General features: G+C 62.0%; 27 protein-coding genes. 23 read left to right on the top strand and 4 right to left on the bottom strand.

Annotated features, from left to right (window positions below):
* Genes E2L06_RS12700 through secY form a run of 21 tightly spaced genes read left to right on the top strand, consistent with a single transcriptional unit; the run spans position 1 to position 11523 of the window.
* Positions 1 to 723: a 50S ribosomal protein L2 gene (locus tag E2L06_RS12700; protein ID WP_138781974.1), complete on the top strand. Its 723-nt coding sequence runs from the start codon at positions 1 to 3 to the stop codon at positions 721 to 723.
* Entirely contained in the window at positions 720 to 1142 is a 423-nt protein-coding gene (locus E2L06_RS12695) for a 30S ribosomal protein S19 (protein WP_138781972.1), read from the top strand. Before E2L06_RS12700 ends, E2L06_RS12695 begins: the two co-directional genes overlap by 4 nt.
* Positions 1143 to 1149: 7 nt before the next feature.
* Complete coding sequence (locus tag E2L06_RS12690; RefSeq protein WP_138781970.1) at positions 1150 to 1629, top strand: 50S ribosomal protein L22; 480 nt, start codon at positions 1150 to 1152, stop codon at positions 1627 to 1629.
* Entirely contained in the window at positions 1629 to 2591 is a 963-nt protein-coding gene (locus E2L06_RS12685; RefSeq protein WP_138781968.1) for a 30S ribosomal protein S3, read from the top strand. The genes E2L06_RS12690 and E2L06_RS12685 overlap by 1 nt, the downstream gene beginning before the upstream one ends.
* Entirely contained in the window at positions 2591 to 2806 is a 216-nt protein-coding gene (rpmC, locus tag E2L06_RS12680; RefSeq protein ID WP_130498716.1) for a 50S ribosomal protein L29, read from the top strand. The genes E2L06_RS12685 and rpmC overlap by 1 nt, the downstream gene beginning before the upstream one ends.
* A 7-nt stretch (positions 2807 to 2813) precedes the next feature.
* A complete protein-coding gene (locus E2L06_RS12675; RefSeq protein ID WP_138781966.1) occupies positions 2814 to 3218 on the top strand; it encodes a ribonuclease P protein component 1 in 405 nt (134 codons plus the stop codon).
* Entirely contained in the window at positions 3209 to 3640 is a 432-nt protein-coding gene (locus E2L06_RS12670; protein ID WP_138781964.1) for a 30S ribosomal protein S17, read from the top strand. The genes E2L06_RS12675 and E2L06_RS12670 overlap by 10 nt, the downstream gene beginning before the upstream one ends.
* The gene (locus tag E2L06_RS12665; protein WP_092929682.1) at positions 3640 to 4038 is read left to right on the top strand and encodes a 50S ribosomal protein L14; all 399 of its coding nucleotides are present in this window, start codon (positions 3640 to 3642) and stop codon (positions 4036 to 4038) included. The genes E2L06_RS12670 and E2L06_RS12665 overlap by 1 nt, the downstream gene beginning before the upstream one ends.
* 2 nt (positions 4039 to 4040) lie before the next feature.
* On the top strand, positions 4041 to 4397 hold the full coding sequence (gene rplX / locus E2L06_RS12660) for a 50S ribosomal protein L24 (protein ID WP_138781962.1): 357 nt from the start codon (positions 4041 to 4043) through the stop codon (positions 4395 to 4397).
* Positions 4394 to 5092, top strand: coding sequence for a 30S ribosomal protein S4e (locus tag E2L06_RS12655; RefSeq protein ID WP_138781960.1), 699 nt, complete (start codon positions 4394 to 4396; stop codon positions 5090 to 5092). The genes rplX and E2L06_RS12655 overlap by 4 nt, the downstream gene beginning before the upstream one ends.
* Positions 5089 to 5628: a 50S ribosomal protein L5 gene (locus E2L06_RS12650; protein WP_138781958.1), complete on the top strand. Its 540-nt coding sequence runs from the start codon at positions 5089 to 5091 to the stop codon at positions 5626 to 5628. Before E2L06_RS12655 ends, E2L06_RS12650 begins: the two co-directional genes overlap by 4 nt.
* Positions 5621 to 5803 carry a 30S ribosomal protein S14 gene (locus tag E2L06_RS12645; protein ID WP_130498710.1) on the top strand — a complete coding sequence of 61 codons (183 nt, stop codon included), beginning with the start codon at positions 5621 to 5623 and terminating at the stop codon, positions 5801 to 5803. Before E2L06_RS12650 ends, E2L06_RS12645 begins: the two co-directional genes overlap by 8 nt.
* A 1-nt stretch (position 5804) precedes the next feature.
* The gene (locus tag E2L06_RS12640) at positions 5805 to 6197 is read left to right on the top strand and encodes a 30S ribosomal protein S8 (RefSeq protein ID WP_006180007.1); all 393 of its coding nucleotides are present in this window, start codon (positions 5805 to 5807) and stop codon (positions 6195 to 6197) included.
* A gap of 2 nt (positions 6198 to 6199) precedes the next feature.
* The gene (locus tag E2L06_RS12635; RefSeq protein ID WP_138781956.1) at positions 6200 to 6733 is read left to right on the top strand and encodes a 50S ribosomal protein L6; all 534 of its coding nucleotides are present in this window, start codon (positions 6200 to 6202) and stop codon (positions 6731 to 6733) included.
* 3 nt (positions 6734 to 6736) lie between these two features.
* Positions 6737 to 7456: a 50S ribosomal protein L32e gene (locus E2L06_RS12630; RefSeq protein WP_138781954.1), complete on the top strand. Its 720-nt coding sequence runs from the start codon at positions 6737 to 6739 to the stop codon at positions 7454 to 7456.
* A complete protein-coding gene (locus E2L06_RS12625) occupies positions 7449 to 7898 on the top strand; it encodes a 50S ribosomal protein L19e (protein WP_138781952.1) in 450 nt (149 codons plus the stop codon). The genes E2L06_RS12630 and E2L06_RS12625 overlap by 8 nt, the downstream gene beginning before the upstream one ends.
* Entirely contained in the window at positions 7898 to 8446 is a 549-nt protein-coding gene (locus E2L06_RS12620) for a 50S ribosomal protein L18 (RefSeq protein ID WP_008011529.1), read from the top strand. The genes E2L06_RS12625 and E2L06_RS12620 overlap by 1 nt, the downstream gene beginning before the upstream one ends.
* Entirely contained in the window at positions 8443 to 9099 is a 657-nt protein-coding gene (locus tag E2L06_RS12615; RefSeq protein WP_138781950.1) for a 30S ribosomal protein S5, read from the top strand. Before E2L06_RS12620 ends, E2L06_RS12615 begins: the two co-directional genes overlap by 4 nt.
* Positions 9096 to 9563, top strand: coding sequence for a 50S ribosomal protein L30 (locus tag E2L06_RS12610; RefSeq protein WP_138781948.1), 468 nt, complete (start codon positions 9096 to 9098; stop codon positions 9561 to 9563). The genes E2L06_RS12615 and E2L06_RS12610 overlap by 4 nt, the downstream gene beginning before the upstream one ends.
* Positions 9564 to 9565: 2 nt before the next feature.
* On the top strand, positions 9566 to 10060 hold the full coding sequence (locus tag E2L06_RS12605; RefSeq protein ID WP_138781946.1) for an uL15m family ribosomal protein: 495 nt from the start codon (positions 9566 to 9568) through the stop codon (positions 10058 to 10060).
* Positions 10061 to 10062: 2 nt separating this feature from the next.
* Positions 10063 to 11523 carry a preprotein translocase subunit SecY gene (secY, locus tag E2L06_RS12600; protein WP_138781944.1) on the top strand — a complete coding sequence of 487 codons (1461 nt, stop codon included), beginning with the start codon at positions 10063 to 10065 and terminating at the stop codon, positions 11521 to 11523.
* A 329-nt stretch (positions 11524 to 11852) separates the two neighbouring features.
* Here the strand turns inward: secY and E2L06_RS21930 are convergent, their stop codons facing one another.
* Both E2L06_RS21930 and E2L06_RS12595 read right to left on the bottom strand, forming a co-directional pair.
* Positions 11853 to 11990, bottom strand: a complete 138-nt coding sequence (locus E2L06_RS21930) for a hypothetical protein (RefSeq protein WP_171052278.1) — start codon at positions 11988 to 11990, stop codon at positions 11853 to 11855.
* A gap of 230 nt (positions 11991 to 12220) precedes the next feature.
* Positions 12221 to 12484, bottom strand: coding sequence for a cytochrome C oxidase subunit IV family protein (locus E2L06_RS12595; protein WP_138781942.1), 264 nt, complete (start codon positions 12482 to 12484; stop codon positions 12221 to 12223).
* Positions 12485 to 12619: 135 nt separating this feature from the next.
* On the opposite strand from E2L06_RS12595, the gene E2L06_RS12590 reads away from it, so the two are divergent.
* Positions 12620 to 14023 (top strand): hypothetical protein, encoded by a 1404-nt coding sequence (locus tag E2L06_RS12590; protein WP_138781939.1) that lies wholly within the window; start codon positions 12620 to 12622, stop codon positions 14021 to 14023.
* A gap of 94 nt (positions 14024 to 14117) precedes the next feature.
* On the top strand, positions 14118 to 14405 hold the full coding sequence (locus E2L06_RS12585) for a hypothetical protein (RefSeq protein ID WP_138781936.1): 288 nt from the start codon (positions 14118 to 14120) through the stop codon (positions 14403 to 14405).
* A 395-nt stretch (positions 14406 to 14800) separates the two neighbouring features.
* Here the strand turns inward: E2L06_RS12585 and E2L06_RS12580 are convergent, their stop codons facing one another.
* Together E2L06_RS12580 and coxB are read right to left on the bottom strand one after the other, a co-directional pair.
* Positions 14801 to 17293, bottom strand: a complete 2493-nt coding sequence (locus E2L06_RS12580; protein WP_138781934.1) for a cbb3-type cytochrome c oxidase subunit I — start codon at positions 17291 to 17293, stop codon at positions 14801 to 14803.
* Positions 17293 to 18288, bottom strand: a complete 996-nt coding sequence (gene coxB, locus E2L06_RS12575; RefSeq protein WP_138781932.1) for a cytochrome c oxidase subunit II — start codon at positions 18286 to 18288, stop codon at positions 17293 to 17295. Before coxB ends, E2L06_RS12580 begins: the two co-directional genes overlap by 1 nt.
* Between the last annotated feature and the right edge of the window lie 217 nt (positions 18289 to 18505).

The raw sequence follows: 18505 nt of genomic DNA, 5'->3' as shown, positions 1-18505 counted from the left end.
ATGGGACGACGTATTCAAGGACAACGACGCGGTCGCGGGACCTCCACGTTCCGTGCCCCGTCGCACCGGTACAAGGCGAAGCTCGACCACAAGAAAGAGGAAGACAACGACATCGTGCGCGGGACAGTCGTGGACATCGAACACGACCCGGCCCGATCCGCACCGGTCGCCGCCGTCGAGTTCGACGACGGCGATCAGCGACTGATCCTCGCGCCCGAAGGTATCACCGTCGGCGAGGAGCTACAGGTCGGCGTCAGCGCGGAGATCAAGCCCGGCAACACGCTCCCGCTCGCGGAGATCCCCGAAGGGGTTCCGGTCTGCAACGTCGAAGCCAACCCCGGCGACGGCGGTCGATTCGCCCGCGCCTCGGGAACCAACGCAGACCTGATCACCCACGACCGCAACGCTGCGGTCATCCAGCTTCCAAGCGGCGAGGTCAAGCGCCTCGATCCGCAGTGTCGTGCCACGATCGGCGTCGTCGCCGGTGGCGGTCGCACGGAGAAGCCGATGGTCAAGGCAGGGAACAAGTACCACAAGATGAAGGCCCGGGGCACCAAGTGGCCTCGCGTCCGTGGTGTGGCAATGAACGCCGTCGACCACCCGTTCGGTGGCGGTGGCCGCCAGCACCCCGGCAAACCAAAGTCCGTCTCGCGGGACGCCCCGCCGGGACGGAAGGTCGGTGACATCTCGTCCCGACGCACCGGTCGAGGTGGCAACAAATGAGTCAGGAGTACCGAACCGGCCGTGAAGGTGAGTTCACCTACCGCGGCTACACGGTCGAGGAGCTGCAGGACATGGAGCTCGACGAGGTCGTGGAACTGCTGCCCGCACGACAGCGGCGAAGTATCGAACGCGGTCTCTCCGTCGAGAAGCAGAAGCTGCTCGAGGAGGCCCGCGAGAAGGACGAGGAAGAGACGGCGAACGCGCCGATCCGAACGCACCTGCGGGATATGCCGATCCTGCCGGAGTTCGTTGGTCTGACCTTCGAGGTCTACAACGGACAGTCGTTCGAGCGCGTCCGCGTCGAGCCCGAAATGATCGGCCACTACCTCGGCGAGTTCCGGCTCACCCGGACCTCCGTCGAGCACGGTCAGGCCGGTATCGGCGCGACCCGATCGTCGAAGTTCGTCCCACTGAAGTGATCCACGCATGGGAATCAACTACTCAGTCGACGCCGACCCCGACACGACGGCGAAAGCCATGCTTCGGGAGCGTCATATGAGCCACAAGCACAGCAAGGAGGTCGCCCGCGAGATCAAGGGCCGCACCGTTGCGGACGCGCAGGCGTACCTCCAGGACGTCATCGACGAAGTACAGTCGGTTCCGTTCAAGTCCCACAACGCCGGCGCGGGGCATCGCTCCGACGTCGACGGCTGGGACGCCGGCAAATATCCCGAGAAGGTCTCGGGCGAATTCCTCGACCTGCTCGAGAACGTCGAAGCCAACGCGGACAGTCAGGGCTTCGACGGTGCGTCCATGGAGATTGCCCACGTCGCCGCCCACAAGGTCGGCGAGTCCGTGGGCCGCAAGCCCCGCGCGATGGGGCGGGCGTCCTCCTGGAACACGCCGCAGGTCGACGTCGAGATCATCGTCGAGGAAGTCGACGAGGACGAGGAAGGTGATAGCTAATGGCTGACGAACACCAATTCATCGAGAACGGCCTCCAGCGGTCCCAGATCGACGAGTTCTTCCAGGAAGAACTCGGCCGCGCAGGCTACGGTGGTATGGACGTCGCCAAGACGCCGATGGGAACCCAGATCGTCCTCAAGGCCGAAAAGCCCGGGATGGTCATCGGCAAAGGCGGCGAGAACATCCGGAAGGTCACGACGGCCCTCGAGGAGCGGTTCAACCTCGAGGACCCCCAGATCGACGTCCAGGAAGTCGAGGAACCCGACCTCAACGCACGGATCGTCGCGGACCGACTGGCCAACGCACTCGAGCGCGGCTGGTACTTCCGGAAGGCCGGTCACACGACGATCGACCGGATCATGGAAGCCGGCGCACTCGGCGCCGAGATCGTCCTCTCCGGGAAGGTCACCGGTGCGCGATCGCGCGTCGAGAAGTTCAACCGCGGTTACATCAAGCACAACGGCGAGCCCGCCGAAGAGGTCGTCGACCACGGCCAGGGCGTCGCGGTGATGAAACTCGGCACCATCGGTGTCGACGTCAAGATCATCCCGCCGGGAGCCGAACTCCCCGACGACTTCGAAGTCAACGAGGACATGGATCCCGAAGAGCTCGTCCCCGACGCCGTCGAGGCCAACGAGGCCGAGGGTGTCGAGGAACTCCTCGAGGGCGAACCCGAGGAAGCTGAAGCCGCTGCTGCTGCCGCCGACGCCGAGGCCGAGGCCCCGGCGACGGAGGCCGACGAGGAAGCACTCGACGAGGACGTCGTCGAGGAAGTCATCGAAGAGGAAGTCGAGGCCGACGCCGACGCCGACGAGGAGTTCGAAGAGGTCGAAGTCCCCGGCGGCGACGAAGACGTCGAAGAAGAACTCGAGGAACTCGAGGAAGACGTCGAAGCGGAAGCCGAAGAACTCGTCGAGGAGATGGAAGCGGAAGACGACGAAGACGAGGGAGGTGACGCCTGATGGCGATCCTTCACGTCGAAGAGATCCGCGACATGACGCCCGCCGAACGGGCAGAAGAACTCGACGAACTCGAGACCGAACTGCTGAATCAGAAGTCCGTCCTCGCAGCCGGTGGTGCTCCGGAGAACCCGGGCCGCATCGGCGAACTGAGTCGCACCATCGCGCGGATCAAGACGATCCAGCGCGAGGAAGGCGACCTCGAAGACGAAGAATAAGACAACAATGGCACTGACACCCGAGACGCTGCCGCGACACGAACTCAACGGCCTGCCGGTGCGCGTCGTCGAAAGCGACGACGCCTCGCGGGTCGGCCTGAAGGGACGGGTCGTCATCGAGACGACCAATACCCTCTCGATAGAAGTTCGAACGGACGGCGAGTCACGGGTGGTGATGGTGCCAAAGTCGGGCTCGACGTTCGAGTTCGCGATCACAGATGACGCCGCCGACTTCGCGAAGGAGTCGGGGACTGCGTCCAAACTGGCCGACACTCAACCTGCTGGGGTGGAGCAATCCACACCGGTGGACGGCGCTGGCGAGGACGTAGCCTACGTTACGGTCGATGGATCGCGGCTGCTCTCACGACCCGCCCGACGCACGGAAACGAATGGTGACTCACCATGGCAATAGGACTAGACGTTGAAACCCCTCCGGAACCAGAAAACCCGGAGGAATACGACTACGAGAAGTGTCCGTTCTACGGCGACCTCGCCGTTCGAGGCCAGGTCCTCGAAGGTACCGTCGTCTCGACGGACATGGACAAGACCGTAGTCGTCGAGCGAGAGTACGACGTGGCGGTTCCGAAATATGACCGCCAGATGAAACGTCGCTCGCGCATCCCGGCTCACGTGCCGGGCGTGCTCGAGCCGCTCTCGGTCGGTGACACGGTCAAGATCGCAGAGACCCGACCACTGTCGAAGACGAAATCGCACGTGGTCGTCGAAGTAACCGAAGAAGCGACTGCGGCAGACGTCGCCGAGCTGACCGGCCAGGCCGAGCCTGAGCCGGAGCTCTCGGCGGACGATCTCGCTGCAGACGAGGGTGATCAGTGATGGAGGCAATGAAAGCCGACGTCACGCAGGGCCTGAAGAAGGGCTCGCTGGTCACGTGTGCCGACAACACCGGCGCGCGTGAACTGAAGGTCATCAGCGTCTCGGGCTACCACGGCACCAAGAGCCGCCAGCCGAAGGCGGGTATCGGTGACAAAGTGACCGTCTCGGTCACGAAGGGTACCCCCGAGATGCGCCGTCAGGTCCTCGAGGCCGTCGTCGTCCGCCAGCGGAAGTCGATCCGCCGGCCTGACGGCACCCGACTCAAGTTCGAGGACAACGCGGCGGTCATCATCGACGAGAACGAAGAGCCCCGCGGCACGGAGATCAAGGGGCCGATCGCCCGCGAAGTCGCAGAGCGCTTCGGAGCAATCGCCAGCACGGCGACGATGATCGTATAGATATGACTGAACAACCACACAAACAGCGAACGCAGACGCGAAACGCGCCGCTGCACAAGCGACAGAAGCAGCTGCACGCGACGCTGTCCGACGAGCTTCGCGAGGAGTACGACACTCGACGCACCCGCGTCAACGCGGGCGACACCGTCGAGGTCATGCGTGGCGACCACGCCGGCGAGGAAGGCGAGGTCATCCGTGCCATCCTCGAGGACGGCACGATCCACGTCGAAGACGTCACCGTCGAGACGGCCGACGGCGAGGAAGTGCCCCGGCCACTCGACCCGTCGAACGTCCGTATCACGGAGCTCGACCTCGAGGACGAGCGTCGCGAGGCGCGACTCGAAGGTGATAACGAATGACGAAACACCAGAAGCGACTATCGGTACCGAAATCCTGGCCGGTCGAGCGAAAGACCGAGACCTTCACGGTGAAAGCCGGTGCCGGCCCGCACGGTCAAGACGGCGTGCCGCTCGTCGTCCTCCTGCGGGACGTGCTCGGTTACGTGGACTCGCGCAAGGAAGCGCGCTACGCCCTCTCGGAGGATGCGATCCTCGTCAACGGGAACGCGATCAACGACGAACAGCGCCCGATCGGCATGTTCGACATCGTCGCCTTCCCCGCACGTGAGGAGTACTACCGTGTCTTCCCCGACGAGGGTGGTCGACTCGCACTGACCGCGATCGACGAGGACGCAGCCCAAAGCCGTCTCGGCAAGATCGAGGGCAAACAGCAGGTCCCCGGCGGCCAGACGCAGCTGACGCTGCACGACGGGACGAACGTCCTTGTCGAGGACGACGAGTACAACGCACGCGACTCGATCGTCGTCGACAACGACGACAAGTCGATCGTCGCCCACTTCCCCTACGAGGAGGGCGCGCTCGTGACGGCCGTTCGTGGCAACCACGGCGGCAAGATCGGCGAAGTCGACGCGATCGACATCACCCCCGGCAGTGGCTCGAACACCGTCGGCGTCTCGACGGACGACGGCGGCTTCGAGACGGTCGAAGAGTACGTCGTCGTCATCGACGAGAACTTCACGGGTGATGACGAATGAGCGAAGCTGACGCAGGCGAGTTCCACGAGATGCGCGAACCACGCGTCGAGAAAGTCGTCGTCCACATGGGCGTCGGCCAGGGTGGTCGCGAACTCGGCAAGGCTGAGGATATCATCGAGGAGGTCACGGGCCAACAGAGCGTCCGGACTCAGGCGAAAAAGACCGAACCCGACTTCGGCATTCGCCAGGGCGACCCGATCGGCACGAAGGTCACCCTTCGTGACGACGACGCCCACGCGTTCCTCGAGACGGCGCTGCCGCTCGCGGACATCTCCGCGACGCAGTTCGACGACACCGGCAACTTCAGCTTCGGTGTCGAGGAACACACCGACTTCCCGAGCCAGGAGTACGACCCGAACGTCGGGATCTACGGGCTGGACGTCACCGTCAACCTGGTGCGTCCGGGCTACCGTATCGCCAAGCGCGACAAAGCCACCCGCTCGATCCCCTCGAGCCACCGACTGACCCCCGAGGACGCCGTCGCGTTCATCGAGGCGAACTTCGACGTCAGCGTGGAGGCCTCAGACGATGAGTGAAAGCGAAACAGAAAACGACCGTACGGGCGAGCACGCCGCAAAGCGGACGGGACAGATTGAGTCCTGTCAGCGCTGTGGCCGCGAGCAGGGACTGGTCGGCAAGTACGACATCAACCTGTGCCGACAGTGCTTCCGCGAGATCGCCCGCGACATGGGATTCAAGAAGTATCGATAACATGACTGGAAACGATCCACTCAGCAACGCGCTCTCGGGACTCGACAACGCCGAGAGTGTGGGTCATCTCACCCACGAGGTAACGCCCGCCTCGAACGAGATCGGCAGCGTGCTCGAGGTCTTCTACGACCGCGGGTACATCGACGGCTTCGAGTACGTCGACGACGGCAAAGCCGGTCAGTTCGAGGTCGAACTGAAAGGAGCGATCAACGAGTGCGGCCCCATCAAGCCCCGCTATGCCGTTGGCGCTGAAGACTTCGAGAAGTGGGAGAAACGCTATCTCCCCGCTCGAGACTTCGGTGCGCTCGTCGTCACGACGAGCAGTGGCATCATGAGCCACTACGAGGCACGCGAGCAGGGTATTGGGGGCCAGGTGATCGCATACGTCTACTAACCATGCGAGTCGAACTGGAAATCCCCGAAAACGTAACCGTCGAGGTCGATCGATTCGACGTGACCGTCGAAGGTCCCGAAGGCAGCGTCACCCGCCGCCTCTGGTACCCCGACGTGACCGTCGAAGCCGACGACGACCAGGTGGTCATCGAAAGCGACGCCGAGGACGCGAAGACGAACTCGACCGTCGGCACCTTCGAGAGCCACATCACCAACGCCGTCCACGGCGTGACCGAGGGCTGGGAGTACGAGATGGAGGTCTTCTACTCTCACTTCCCGATGCAGGTCCGTGTGGAAGGCGACGAGGTCGTCATCGAGAACTTCCTCGGCGAAAAGGCACCGCGACGCACGACTATCCACGGTGAGACCGATGTCTCTGTCGACGACGAGCAACTCGTCCTGTCCGGCCCCAACAAGGAGGACGTCGGACAGACGGCGGCCGACATCGAGCAGCTGACGAAGGTCAGCGGCAAGGACACCCGTGTCTTCCAGGACGGGGTCTACATCACCAACAAACCCGCCAAAGGAGGTGTCTGATAGATGGCAGACGACCAATCTGAACCACAGGAACTCGAGGACATCAGCGGCGTCGGCGAGAGCAAGGCAGATGCCCTGCGCGAGGCCGGCTTCGAGTCCATCGAGGACGTCAAAGAGGCCGACCAGGACGACCTGGCAGAGGCCAACGGCATCGGCAACGCACTCGCCGCCCGAATCAAAGCCGACGTCGGTGACCTCGAGGTCACCGAGGAGACCGAGGCTGAGATCGAAGACGAAGGCGTCGAGGAAGAAGCCGAGCCGGAAGAAGACGTCGAGACCGAACTGCAACCCCGCGGGCTGACCGAGAAGACGCCCGATCTCTCCGAGGATGAGGAGCGACTCCTCGCCCGCCGGAAGAGCGAAGGGAAGCCGCAGTTCAACCGACAGGACTACCACAAGAAAAAGCGGACGCCGGAATCCTGGCGCCGACCCCGCGGTCAGCTGTCCAAGCAGCGCCGTGGCGTCAAGGGCAAGGGCCCGACGGTCCAGGCTGGCTTCCGCACGCCGAAAGCCGTTCGGGGCAAACACCCAAGCGGCTTCGAGGAAGTCTACGTCGAGAACCTCGACGACCTCGAGGGTGTCGACGGCGATCGCGAAGCGGTTCGGATCGCGTCGGCCGTTGGCGCACGCAAGCGCGAACGGATCGAAGAGGAAGCCGAGGAACAGGGCGTTCGCGTCCTGAACCCGACCTACGAGGAAGTCGAGGTGGAAGCAGATGACTGATCTCTCCGCACAGAAGCGACTGGCAGCCGACGTCTTAGACGTCGGCAAGAACCGCGTCTGGCTCGACCCCGAAGCCCAGGGCGACATCGCCGAAGCGATCACCCGCGACGAGATCCGCGAACTCGTCGACGACGGTCGCATTCAGGCCGACGAACCCTCGGGCAATTCCCGCGGTCGTGCTCGTGAGCGCAATGCAAAGCGTTCCTACGGCCACCAGAAGGGCCACGGCAAGCGCCGCGGCAAGAAGGGCGCACGCCAGAACGAGAAAGACGAATGGCAGAACAAGATCCGCGCACAGCGACGGAAACTACGAGAACTCCGCGACAAGGGCGAGTTGACGCCCACGCAGTACCGCGAGCTTTACAAGAAAGCTGGCGGTGGGGAGTTCCGTAGCGTCCGGTACCTGTTGAACTACATTGACGACAACTACGGTGACCAATAATGGCGACAGGACCACGATACAAAGTGCCGATGCGGCGTCGCCGTGAGGTCCGGACGGACTACCACCAGAGGTTGCGCCTGCTGAAATCGGGTAAGCCCCGCCTCGTCGCTCGCAAGAGCAACAAGCACACTACGGCGCAGCTGATCACTCCCGGACCTCAGGGAGACGAGACGCTCGCAAGCGCACACTCGAGCGATCTGGCGGAGTACGGCTGGGAAGCACCCACGAGCAACATTTCCGCGGCGTACCTGACCGGCCTGCTGGCCGGTACACGAGCCGTCGAGGCAGGTCTCGAGGAGGCAGTCCTCGACATCGGTCTCAACACGGCCACGCCCGGCAACAAGGTGTTCGCGGTACAGGAGGGCGCGATCGACGCCGGCCTCGAGATCCCGCACAACGACAGCGTGCTGGCCGACTGGTCGCGCACTCGTGGCGAGCACATCGCCGAGTACGCCGAACAGCTCGACGAGCCGCTGTACAGCGGTGACTTCGACGCAACCGAGCTTCCAGAACACTTCGACGAGGTACGAGAGGCGATTCTCGAATGAGCGCAAACGACTACAACGACGGCGGTTGGCAGCCCGTCACCCGTCTCGGCCGGATGGTCCAGGAGGGCGAGATCGAGGACATGGAGACCGCCCTCAACTCGGGCCTCCCGCTGAAGGAACCCGAACTCGTCGACCAGCTCCTTCCCGGACTGGAAGACGAGGTACTGGACATCAACATGGTCCAGCGGATGACCGACTCCGGACGACGCGTGAAGTTCCGTTGCGTCGTCGCTGTCGGCAACCGCGACGGCTTCGTCGGCTACGCCGAGGGTCGAGACGACCAGGTCGGGTCTGCCATCCAGAAGGCGATCGGTATCGCGAAACTGAACATGATCAAGGTGCCCCGCGGCTCGGGCTCCTGGGAGGACCGCTCGGACCGGCCTCACTCGCTGACCCGACGGACGACCGGCAAGGCCGGCTCCGTCGAAGTCGAGGTCATTCCCGCCCCCGAAGGGCTGGGACTGGCCGCCAGTGACACCGTCCGTCACGTCCTCGAACTGGCCGGCATTGAAAACGCCTGGACCAAGAGCCACGGCAACACCCGGACGACGGTCAACCTGGCGAAGGCGACGTTCAACGCACTCGAGAACGCCTCGCAGTCGCGCCAGCCACGCCGGAACCGCGGTGAGGAACGCGAGGTGGCCGATCAATGAAAGCGATCGTCCAGGTTCGCGGCGAAGTGAACCGTCAGGAAGACGTCCAGGACACCCTGGAAATGCTCAACATCCACAGCGTCAACCACTGTGCGCTCGTCCCCGAGACCGACGCGTACAACGGGATGGTCGCCAAGGTCAACGACTACGTTGCCCACGGCGAACCCAACGCTGACGTCCTCGAGACGCTGCTTGCAAAACGTGCCGAGCCCCTCGAGGGCAAGCAGGCAGACGTCGACGAGGAGTGGCTCGCCGACAACACCGACTACGACGACTTCGGTGCGCTGGCCGAGGCGCTGCTCGCTGAGGAGACGACGCTCCGTGACGAAGGCCTGTCGCCGACGCTTCGACTCCACCCGCCACGTGGCGGTCACGAAGGTATCAAGAAACCGACGGCCGAGGGCGGCCAACTCGGAAAGCATACAACGGGGGAGATTAACGACCTCCTAGAATCGATGCGATAACCATGACGAGCAAAAAACGACGCCAGCGCGGCTCGCGGACCCACAGCGGCGGCTCCCACAAGAACCGACGTGGTGCGGGCCACCGCGGTGGCCGCGGCCGTGCCGGGCGCAGCAAACACGAGTTCCACAACTACGAACCGAAGGGCAAACACGGCTTCAAGCGACCGCACGACATCCGCGAGGAGGTCCTCGAGATCGACGTGCAGAAACTCGACGAGGACGCCATCCTCTACGTTGCGGACGACCTCGCCGAGGAGACCGGCGACGGTTACGAACTCGACGCACGCGACATCGTCGAGGACGGCCACGAGGCCGACGTCGTCAAGGTCCTCGGCTCGGGCCAGGTCCGCAACCAGCTGACGGTTACCGCGGACGCCTTCTCGGATGCAGCCGAGGAGAAACTCGAGGCCGCCGGCGGCGAGGCGGTTCTCTCCGAGCGCGGCGAAGAACGGGCGTCCGAGGACGCTGACGCCGAGACTGAACAGGACGAGGAATAACTATGGGATGGAAGGAAGCCGCTGAACCGGTCCTGACGAGGATGCCAGCAGTGCGCCGTCCGGAGGGACACGTTCCCTTCAAGGACAAGCTGATGTGGTCTGCCGGGATCCTCATGTTGTATTTCTTCCTGACGAACATCACGCTGCTCGGTGTGCAGACGGGCCAGGGTGGCGACCTCTTCGGGCAGTTCCGAGCGATCCTCGCCGGCTCTCAGGGGTCGGTGCTGCAGGTCGGTATCGGACCGATCGTCACCGCGAGCATCGTCTTACAGTTGCTTGGCGGTGCGAACCTGCTCGGGCTCGATACGGACGACCCGCGAGATCAGGTCCTCTATCAGGGCTTGCAGAAGCTGCTGGTCGTCGTGATGGTTGTGTTGACCGCGCTCCCGATGGTGTTCGCCGGCGGCTTCCTGCCAGCTCAGCGGTCGCTACAGCTCGGCGGACTCTCTCTCGGACAGACGCAGATCCAGCTGCTGATCTTCGCTCAGATCTTCGTTGGCGGGATCCTCATCCTCTACATGGACGAGGTCGTCAGCAAGTGGGGCGTCGGCAGCGGGATCAGTCTGTTCATCATCGCCGGTGTGAGCCAGCGACTGGTCACTGGTCTCGTCCAGCCCGCGACTGGTGGGTTCTTCTTCGACTGGTACCGCATTCTGACCGGACAGGTCGAAGTCGGCTCGCTCATCTCGGGTGCCGGTCTGCAGACGCTGTTGATCAACGAGGGACACATCATTCCCCTCTTGACGACGGTGCTGATCTTCGGGATCGTCGTCTACGCGGAGTCGGTCCGCGTCGAGATCCCGCTGAGCCACGCCCGCGTCAAGGGCGCACGCGGTCGCTTCCCCGTGAAGCTCATCTACGCGAGCGTCCTGCCGATGATCCTCGTTCGCGCAGTGCAGGCGAACGTTCAGTTCATGGGCCAGATCCTCGACAGCCAGTGGGCAGGCATGCCCGGGTGGCTCGGAGTGTATAACTCGGCAGGACAGGCTGTCAGCGGGTTCTTCTACTACGTGTCCCCGATCTACTCGAGACAGGACTGGATGTGGTGGACCGGCCAGGTCACCCAGGAGTGGTGGCAGGTGATGATCCGGATCGGCATCGACGTCACGTTCATGGTCGTCGGTGGCGCGATCTTCGCCATCTTCTGGGTCGAGACCACGGATATGGGTCCCGAAGCGACGGCAAAGCAGATCCAGAACTCCGGGATGCAGATCCCGGGCTTCCGACAGAACGTCGGCGTCATCGAGAAGGTCATGGAGCGGTACATCCCGCAGGTGACCATCATCGGTGGCGCACTGGTCGGCTTGCTTGCCGTCACAGCGAACATGCTCGGCACCATCGGCTCCGTCTCCGGAACTGGACTGCTGCTGGCGGTCTCCATCACGTACAAGCTCTACGAGGAGATCGCTGAAGAGCAGCTCATGGAGATGCATCCGATGATGCGCCAGATGTTCGGCGAGTAATACCCGCTCTCTCGTTTTCTGTTTCGACTGCGTTCGTTTCACTCCCGCCGACGTGAGCGGCTTTGCACCGTTGCTACTGCTTCAGTTTGGTGATCCTGCACTCACTGGCGGAAACGCTCACGGGCGCTCGAGCGTGATGATGCCCACACGGACTGTCGGCATGATTCGCCATCGATCCACGTAGCGACCGACAATACACTGATACGGTCTGCTGTACCGAGTGACCGGTGGGACCGCAGTGCGGGTCGCGGTTGCACCGAAACTGACTGACAGTAGTCCGTATGACTGTTATCTGACAGTATCGCTAGCGTAATCGACAGGCCACCGTTTTACTCCGAAACCAGCCGCGTTCCACCTCGCTCGTGAACGGCTGCGAGTTGGTGGGCGACTTCGAGCGGCGTGTGTTGTGCCACGAGATACCCCTCGAGCGTGCGGTCGGCTATAGTAACAATTGAAACGAGTGGCACACCGCGGAAATCTGGGCTCGAGTCGGCATTGTGTCGACGGTTTACAGCCGGACACCTGTTGGGACGGGGGGTTGTTCGTCACGGCCCGATAAATCCGACAGTATGACGGACAGTGCTCTGGCCGTGAGACAGTGTGGGGTTCCGATCGACGCCCGTCGGCCGGCGAATATCGATCGACGAGGCGAGAAGAGGTCAGTTTGGCAGTCCAGCCGACTACGTTCCGTAGTGCGTTACTGGATCGAGTAGCCTGCTGCGAGCGTAAGCAGGACGACCATAAACGCCGCGACAGCCATCGTGTAGGTGACTGCCCGTGGCTCGTACTTGAGATGCTGGAAGTAACCGGCGATCAGACCGACCTTGATAGCTGCCAGCACCAGCGTGCCGCCTACTGCCATCGTGTAGGTGAAGAAGTCGAAGTGGAAGAAGACGAACTTCCCCGTAGCCAGCAGTACCAGTGCCACGTAAATCAATGCGTAGTTCCGAATACTCGCCATTGGTGGGGAATGTGAGAGACGGATACTTATAGCTTCCTCATACGATCGAACGGGAGTGAGCCAACACGAACGCGAGTCCAGCTGCGGTCACACAGAAGCGACACGTAGATGGAACGCCGGTTCGAAGTGCCGGCAATGAGTGGACGTTCGGCTCTCGTTCGCCGAGCCAGTATCGGCGTCGTGTTCGCGCTCATAACCCTTGTCGCGGGCACCGGTGTCGTCGCTGCGAGTATGACTGCCTCTGGTCTTATGGGGGGCAGTAGCAACGTATCCATCCCAACATGGTTGTACCTCGCAACTGGCGGCGGTACCGTCGGCGCATCAGCACTGTTGACCATGCTCGTTACCGATCGCGACATGATCGGAACCTACCACGACCGTTCGCTCGAAGCGGCTGCTGATCGCCTCCGTGCTGCAGGCTCACGATCGCTCGGGTTGCTCGGGCTGCTCGGACTTGCGATCATCCTCGTTGCTGGGTTCGTCGGCCCAGCTATCGGGCTGGTTAGCGTGACCGTGCTGGCAACGTTCGTCGGTGGGCGGGCGCTGCTAACGATCTTTGCGTACACCGTCGGCAACCCGTGGCCAGCGCTCAACCCGTGGCGACGCATCGCTGCAGCACTTCCCAATGACTTCGAAACGTACCCGCCGGCCTTTGGTTCCTGGCCCGCCGTCGTGGCGCTGTTGACGTTCGTCTGGCTCGAGGTCGTCGCTCCACTGACTACCTCGACGACCATGCTGGCGCTGATGCTCGTCATGTATTCGCTGTTTACGATCTCGAGTGCAGTCATCTTCTCACCGGAAACGTGGTTCCGACGCGGTGATCCGCTTTCGCTGTGGTTTCGACTCTACAGCGCCGTTGCGCCGATCCAGCGGACCCCCGACGGGATCGAGTTCCGCTATCCCGGGTCGAAACTGGGCGAGGAGGACGTGATCACTGACACCTCGCTGGTGGCTTTCGTACTCGCATTAGTCTGGGAGTTGACCTACAGCGGGTTCATCGTCACGCCGGCTGGGGTCAGGACCGTCGAAGCGCTCGTTGGGGTCGGTGTGCCGCCAGTGCTCGTCTATCTGTTCTTGCTCGTTGGTGGCTTCGCCCTGTTTTGGAAGGTGTACTGGATCGCGATCGACCGAACCCGCGAGCGGGCCGAGACGTATCTCTCCCGTGAGTATCTCGGGCTTCGGTTTGCCGCGCCACTGCTTGCGATCGCCGCCGGCTACCACTTTGCACACTACATCGCCTTTGCGATCTCGCTGTGGCCAGCGCTCGTCGGCGCGCTCGCGTCCCCGCTTTCTCCGCCGCCGAATCCGACTCAGTACGTGGTGCCGGGCTGGTTCGGGTACATCGAAATCGCCGGTATTCTGATCGGTCACATCCTCGCGGTGTGGGTCTCGCACACCGTCTCGTTCGACCTCTTTCCGGGGAAGCTGCAGGCGATCAGGAGCCAGTATCCGCTCATCGTCGTGATGATCTTTTTCACGATGGCGAGTCTCTATCTCGTCTCGCAGGGGACGATGAGCCCGCCATACGTGCCGAGCTAACGCAACGGCCGCTTCTTACTGCACCCCTATCCGCGTCTCGGTTAGCGCACCGAACCGGCAAACACTTCCTCGCACTCCTGCAAGTGCCGATCGAATGGCGACTGACCGACCGCTCGAGCGGGAGTACGAGGTGCCACCGGACGAAACGCCCGTCGCAACTTGTCCGTACTGTGGACGACCGTTTCGATCCGAGCGATACGCGACGTTCCACATCGGCGTCGATCACGCTGACGTCTGCTCTGAGGACGAACGCGAGGCATTCGAAGAGGAGATCGGCGACGAGGAGTACGAGCTGTTCACGTTTCACTTCAAAGCTGCTGTCTCCGTGTTTCTGGTCTACTTCCTGTTTACGTTCATGTACGCGCTGATCTGGTCCGGCTAGTTAGTGAGAGCCGACCCGTAATCGAGCCGATCGAACTCGCCGTTCTCTCGTGGTGCTCGTTTCGCCGACAGGCGCTCGCTCGAGCGGACTACAGCGTTGTGGACGAAACCGATGGTCTATGAGTGTCATCAGCAGCGCGAGAACCGTCGAGAGTCGCCGCGACACGATAGGTCTACAACTACACTACATCTCCGGCGACAGCCCGCTGTGGGCCGGCTGGCGGTCGATTCCGTTGCCGTGCTTGGCTCACGTAGTGTAGCGAGCCACCACTACCGGGTGGAGACGACTGCTGCGTACGATTGGTAGTCGGGTCATAGCAACGCTGTCGCTGTCCGGTGTGTGCAGAGCAGAAACGCAGTGAGAAAACGAGACGCAGCCTGTGTAGCGGGGAGCCGCTACATCAGGTAGAACAGTGGGAACAGGAAGACCCACACGATGTCGACGAAGTGCCAGTAGAGGCCGAAGTACTCGACTGGCATGTGATCCTCGAGATAGGCGTCGACGGTCACGACCCGATAGATCATGAACCCGGCGATCAACAGCCCGAGGATGACGTGCAAGGCGTGTAGGCCGGTCGTCACGAAGTAGATCGAGTACTCGAGACTACTGAACCAGTAGTGACCATCAGCAAACTTGCTGGTGTACTCGAAGGCCTTGACGCCCATGAACACGAAGCCAAGCAGGATCGTCGTGGTGAGCGCGCCGAGTAGTCCTTTCTTGTTCCCGCGTTCTGCCATCACGTGTGCGATGACGACCGCGAAACTCGAGGTCAACAGGACGTAGGTGTTGAACAGTCCTGCTTCGGTGATGGAAGCGAGATGCCAGTTGTTCCAGCCCATGTTGATACGCATGAAGACGAAGGCACCGATCGCTGCACCGAAGACGACGACGTCGGATGCCAGGAAGAACCAGACACCCAGCTTCTCGTTGTTGATGCCCTCGAACGGCCAGCGCTCGGCAACCTCCATCTCTGGTGCCTTGAACTGCTCGCGGCCGAACTGGAACAGCGTAATTCCGAGCAGGACGATCCCGAGACCGGTCAGGGCCGGATAGACGACGCTCTTCGGCGGTGCCTCGGACAGGGTCACGAAGTCACCGCTGTGGATGTTAGACTGGACGAAGTCGTAGACGTACGGCGTCAGCCCGCTGAGACCGAGGAAGAACGTGAACGTCGCGACACCGATGCCGAACGGCCAGATGCTGGCGTGATCGGCGTGTTCTTCCTCATGGGTCGCTGTAGCCGTGGCAGTCGCACCCTGTGCGATCCCGCCGTCGGTCGCGGTCGGCGTGTCGTCGACGAACTCGAGGCTGCCACTGGCGTAGCTTGGCCGGTCCGGCCAGTTCTCGAGCGGTGGGGGCGAGGGAATCGCCCATTCGGCGGTTCGCGAGTGGGTCCACGGGTTGTCGGGTGCGTCGGGGCCCGAAATGAAACTCTTTGCGAGCGTCACGAACACGAGCAGGAAGCCGAGCCCGAGGACGAACGCACCGGCGGTCGCAAGTTGGTGGTAGAGCTGTGCGCTTTCGTTGTAGTGGAAGATACGTCGTGGCGTCTCCCAGGTGAGGAACATCGGGAAGTACAGCAGGTTGAAGCCGAAGAAGTACACGGCGAAGCTGAGTTTCCCGAGTCGTTCGGAGTACATCTTGCCGCTGATCTTTGGCCACCAGTAGTAGAGGCCGCCGACCAGTGCGGTGACACCGGAGACCATCACGTAGTGGAAGTGAGCAACGACCCAGTAGGTGCCACGGAACTCGTAGTCGAGCACGACGGCACCCAGGAAGACACCGGTGATCCCGCCGAGGATGAACAACAGGAGTGCACCCAGCGAGAACAGGAACGGCGTCGTAAACCGCACGCGGCCCTTGATCATGGTGTAGATCATCGCGAAGACCATCAGGTCGAAGGGCAGCGAGATCCCGATCGTCGTCGCCATGAACAGCGTCTTGATCGGGAGGTTGATCGTCGACAGGAACATGTGGTGCATCCAGACGAGGAACGACTGGACAGCAACGAGGACCATCGCGATCATGACCCACTTGCGGCCGACCAGTCGGCGTCCGGTGAACGTCTGGAACGTCTCGAAGAGGACACCGAGCGCGGGGAAGTAGACGATGTACACTTCTGGGTGTCCGAAGAACCAGAAGATGTGCGCCCACAAAATGCTCGAGCCCTCGTTGGTTGCGAAGTACTGCGTGAGGAACAGTCGGTCGATCGACTGCAGCATCACCGCAGCCAGCAGTGCGGCGAACGCGAACAGCATCATCCAGGCCGTCAGTAGCCATGACCAGGAGAACATCGGCAGGTTCCACATCCCCATGCCTTCGGCACGGGACCGGTGCATCGTCGTCAGGAAGTTAACCGTCCCGATCGTGACCGAGAAGGTAAACAGGACGACGCCGAGGATCGCGGCGTTACCACCTGCCGTTGCTTCCATCACCGAGGTGTACATGGGCACGTTCAGCGGGGCGTACATCGTCCAGCCGCCGGAGAACGACCCACCCTGGAAGAACGAGATGATGAACAGGATCCCCGAGAACAGGTAGAACCAGTAACTCAGGGCGTTCAGTCGTGGGAATGCGAGGTCTTTCGCCCCGATCTGAAGCGGGACGAAGTAGTTCGCGAAGCCGGATGCGATCGGTGAGAGGAACCAGAAGACCATTATCAGTCCATGGCCCGTCACCGATTGGTAGTACTGATCGTTCGTCAGCAGCGCCTCGCCGCCGAGCATGAGACCACCGGATTGCCACAGGTGGGCTCGGAACAGCAGCGCGAGGACGCCGCCGAAGATCAGGAAGAACAGGGACGTCGCGAGATACAGGATCCCGACGTCCTTGTGGTTGGTCGTTACCAACCACCGCTTGACCGACCGCATTGGCGGAAGATCACTCATCAGGCGTCACCTCCGTCGTTCGTGTCGCTTGCAGTAGCATCACTTTCCGTTGCGTTCATCTCGAGCGTGTAGGTCTCGCTGACCGGGCCGGTCATGTCGAACTGCTTTTCGACAGTTTCGAACTGCCCGTCTGTCGACGTGATCGTCACGTTGTATTTGCCACCGTCTTCGACATCGTTGATCGTGATCGTTCCGTTCTCGTCGAAGTCATCGGCGGTGTACGTTTGCTCGAAGTCTCCCTCCTGGCTTTCGAGCGTCATCTCGTAGCCGTCCGTCACGGGGGACTCGTTGCCGTCGACCATCTCGAACTCCATCGTCAGCTGGTCGTCCATCCATGCCTCGTACTCATCAGGTTCCATGACCTGCAACGTTCCAACCATGTTGGTGTGGAACTCACCACAGAGTTCGAAACATTTGATATTGTGTTGGCCGGGCTCGTCGGCCTCGAACCAACCAGTGTCGGTCTCGCCCGGAATGGCGTCGACTTTCACCCGTTGGTCGGGTATGCCGAACGTATGCCAGACGTCGCCTGAGGTCACCTCAAGGAAGACCCGTTGGTCAGCCGGGACACGAAGCGTCCCCGTCGATTCGACCCCGTTGTCGTACTCGAACGACCACGAGAAGCTATCTCCGATCACATCGACGTTCAGTGCGTCTTCTTGCGGGCTGCTACCGTCGGTGGGATCTTCGACGTATAGCAGCATCGTGTACGTCCAGATCACCAGCGAAATGACGATGACGGCACTGATGCCGAACGAGAGGAATAGTTTTTTTCCGCCCTTTCCGCCTGTCGGTAACTCCCCGAGTGACGGCCGGTCCTTATCGTCGCCGGCTCCGCCGGTATCACGATACTTGTACGCGTTGTACAAGGTGTACGCGACCACGACGATGCCAACGAGCGTGCCGAGTCCGAGGAATACCATGAAGATACTCTCGAACACGTCGACGCGGGTCCGCTGCATCGGGGCAATGAGTGCGCTGTAGATTGTATTCATCTCTTTTGAAGGCCAGTTATATGTCGGACGATGGTTGCTGGGGGCACTTATCTATTTGGAAACCGCCCGGATGAATCCGTGTCGTCTGTCGGACTCTGTCCGACGGCTTGACTGTGACTCATCCGGTTTCGTCTGTCACCCCTCATCAGGTTGCCGTTGTCGTCAATGACCTTTTGTCTATCGTTAGCTTGTCCGGATACTATGTAGGTGCCAATAA

Source organism: Haloterrigena sp. H1 (assembly GCF_005938085.1).
Classification (GTDB): Archaea; Halobacteriota; Halobacteria; order Halobacteriales; family Natrialbaceae; genus Natrinema.
Note: the sequence above shows the minus strand (reverse complement) of the source record. Positions and strands in the feature narration are given on the sequence as shown.

Coding starts and splice junctions, on each gene's coding strand:
- E2L06_RS12605 (WP_138781946.1), top strand. CDS start 9,566: ATGACGAGCAAAAAACGACGCCAGCGCGGCTCGCGGACCCACAGCGGC.
- secY (WP_138781944.1), top strand. CDS start 10,063: ATGGGATGGAAGGAAGCCGCTGAACCGGTCCTGACGAGGATGCCAGCA.
- E2L06_RS12610 (WP_138781948.1), top strand. CDS start 9,096: ATGAAAGCGATCGTCCAGGTTCGCGGCGAAGTGAACCGTCAGGAAGAC.
- E2L06_RS12655 (WP_138781960.1), top strand. CDS start 4,394: ATGACGAAACACCAGAAGCGACTATCGGTACCGAAATCCTGGCCGGTC.
- E2L06_RS12620 (WP_008011529.1), top strand. CDS start 7,898: ATGGCGACAGGACCACGATACAAAGTGCCGATGCGGCGTCGCCGTGAG.
- E2L06_RS12630 (WP_138781954.1), top strand. CDS start 6,737: ATGGCAGACGACCAATCTGAACCACAGGAACTCGAGGACATCAGCGGC.
- rpmC (WP_130498716.1), top strand. CDS start 2,591: ATGGCGATCCTTCACGTCGAAGAGATCCGCGACATGACGCCCGCCGAA.
- E2L06_RS12580 (WP_138781934.1), bottom strand. CDS start 17,293: ATGAGTGATCTTCCGCCAATGCGGTCGGTCAAGCGGTGGTTGGTAACG.
- rplX (WP_138781962.1), top strand. CDS start 4,041: ATGACTGAACAACCACACAAACAGCGAACGCAGACGCGAAACGCGCCG.
- E2L06_RS12635 (WP_138781956.1), top strand. CDS start 6,200: ATGCGAGTCGAACTGGAAATCCCCGAAAACGTAACCGTCGAGGTCGAT.
- coxB (WP_138781932.1), bottom strand. CDS start 18,288: ATGAATACAATCTACAGCGCACTCATTGCCCCGATGCAGCGGACCCGC.
- E2L06_RS12670 (WP_138781964.1), top strand. CDS start 3,209: ATGGCAATAGGACTAGACGTTGAAACCCCTCCGGAACCAGAAAACCCG.
- E2L06_RS12675 (WP_138781966.1), top strand. CDS start 2,814: ATGGCACTGACACCCGAGACGCTGCCGCGACACGAACTCAACGGCCTG.
- E2L06_RS12640 (WP_006180007.1), top strand. CDS start 5,805: ATGACTGGAAACGATCCACTCAGCAACGCGCTCTCGGGACTCGACAAC.
- E2L06_RS12590 (WP_138781939.1), top strand. CDS start 12,620: ATGAGTGGACGTTCGGCTCTCGTTCGCCGAGCCAGTATCGGCGTCGTG.
- E2L06_RS12585 (WP_138781936.1), top strand. CDS start 14,118: ATGGCGACTGACCGACCGCTCGAGCGGGAGTACGAGGTGCCACCGGAC.
- E2L06_RS12595 (WP_138781942.1), bottom strand. CDS start 12,484: ATGGCGAGTATTCGGAACTACGCATTGATTTACGTGGCACTGGTACTG.
- E2L06_RS12695 (WP_138781972.1), top strand. CDS start 720: ATGAGTCAGGAGTACCGAACCGGCCGTGAAGGTGAGTTCACCTACCGC.
- E2L06_RS12615 (WP_138781950.1), top strand. CDS start 8,443: ATGAGCGCAAACGACTACAACGACGGCGGTTGGCAGCCCGTCACCCGT.
- E2L06_RS12700 (WP_138781974.1), top strand. CDS start 1: ATGGGACGACGTATTCAAGGACAACGACGCGGTCGCGGGACCTCCACG.
- E2L06_RS12645 (WP_130498710.1), top strand. CDS start 5,621: ATGAGTGAAAGCGAAACAGAAAACGACCGTACGGGCGAGCACGCCGCA.
- E2L06_RS12665 (WP_092929682.1), top strand. CDS start 3,640: ATGGAGGCAATGAAAGCCGACGTCACGCAGGGCCTGAAGAAGGGCTCG.
- E2L06_RS12625 (WP_138781952.1), top strand. CDS start 7,449: ATGACTGATCTCTCCGCACAGAAGCGACTGGCAGCCGACGTCTTAGAC.
- E2L06_RS12650 (WP_138781958.1), top strand. CDS start 5,089: ATGAGCGAAGCTGACGCAGGCGAGTTCCACGAGATGCGCGAACCACGC.
- E2L06_RS12685 (WP_138781968.1), top strand. CDS start 1,629: ATGGCTGACGAACACCAATTCATCGAGAACGGCCTCCAGCGGTCCCAG.
- E2L06_RS12690 (WP_138781970.1), top strand. CDS start 1,150: ATGGGAATCAACTACTCAGTCGACGCCGACCCCGACACGACGGCGAAA.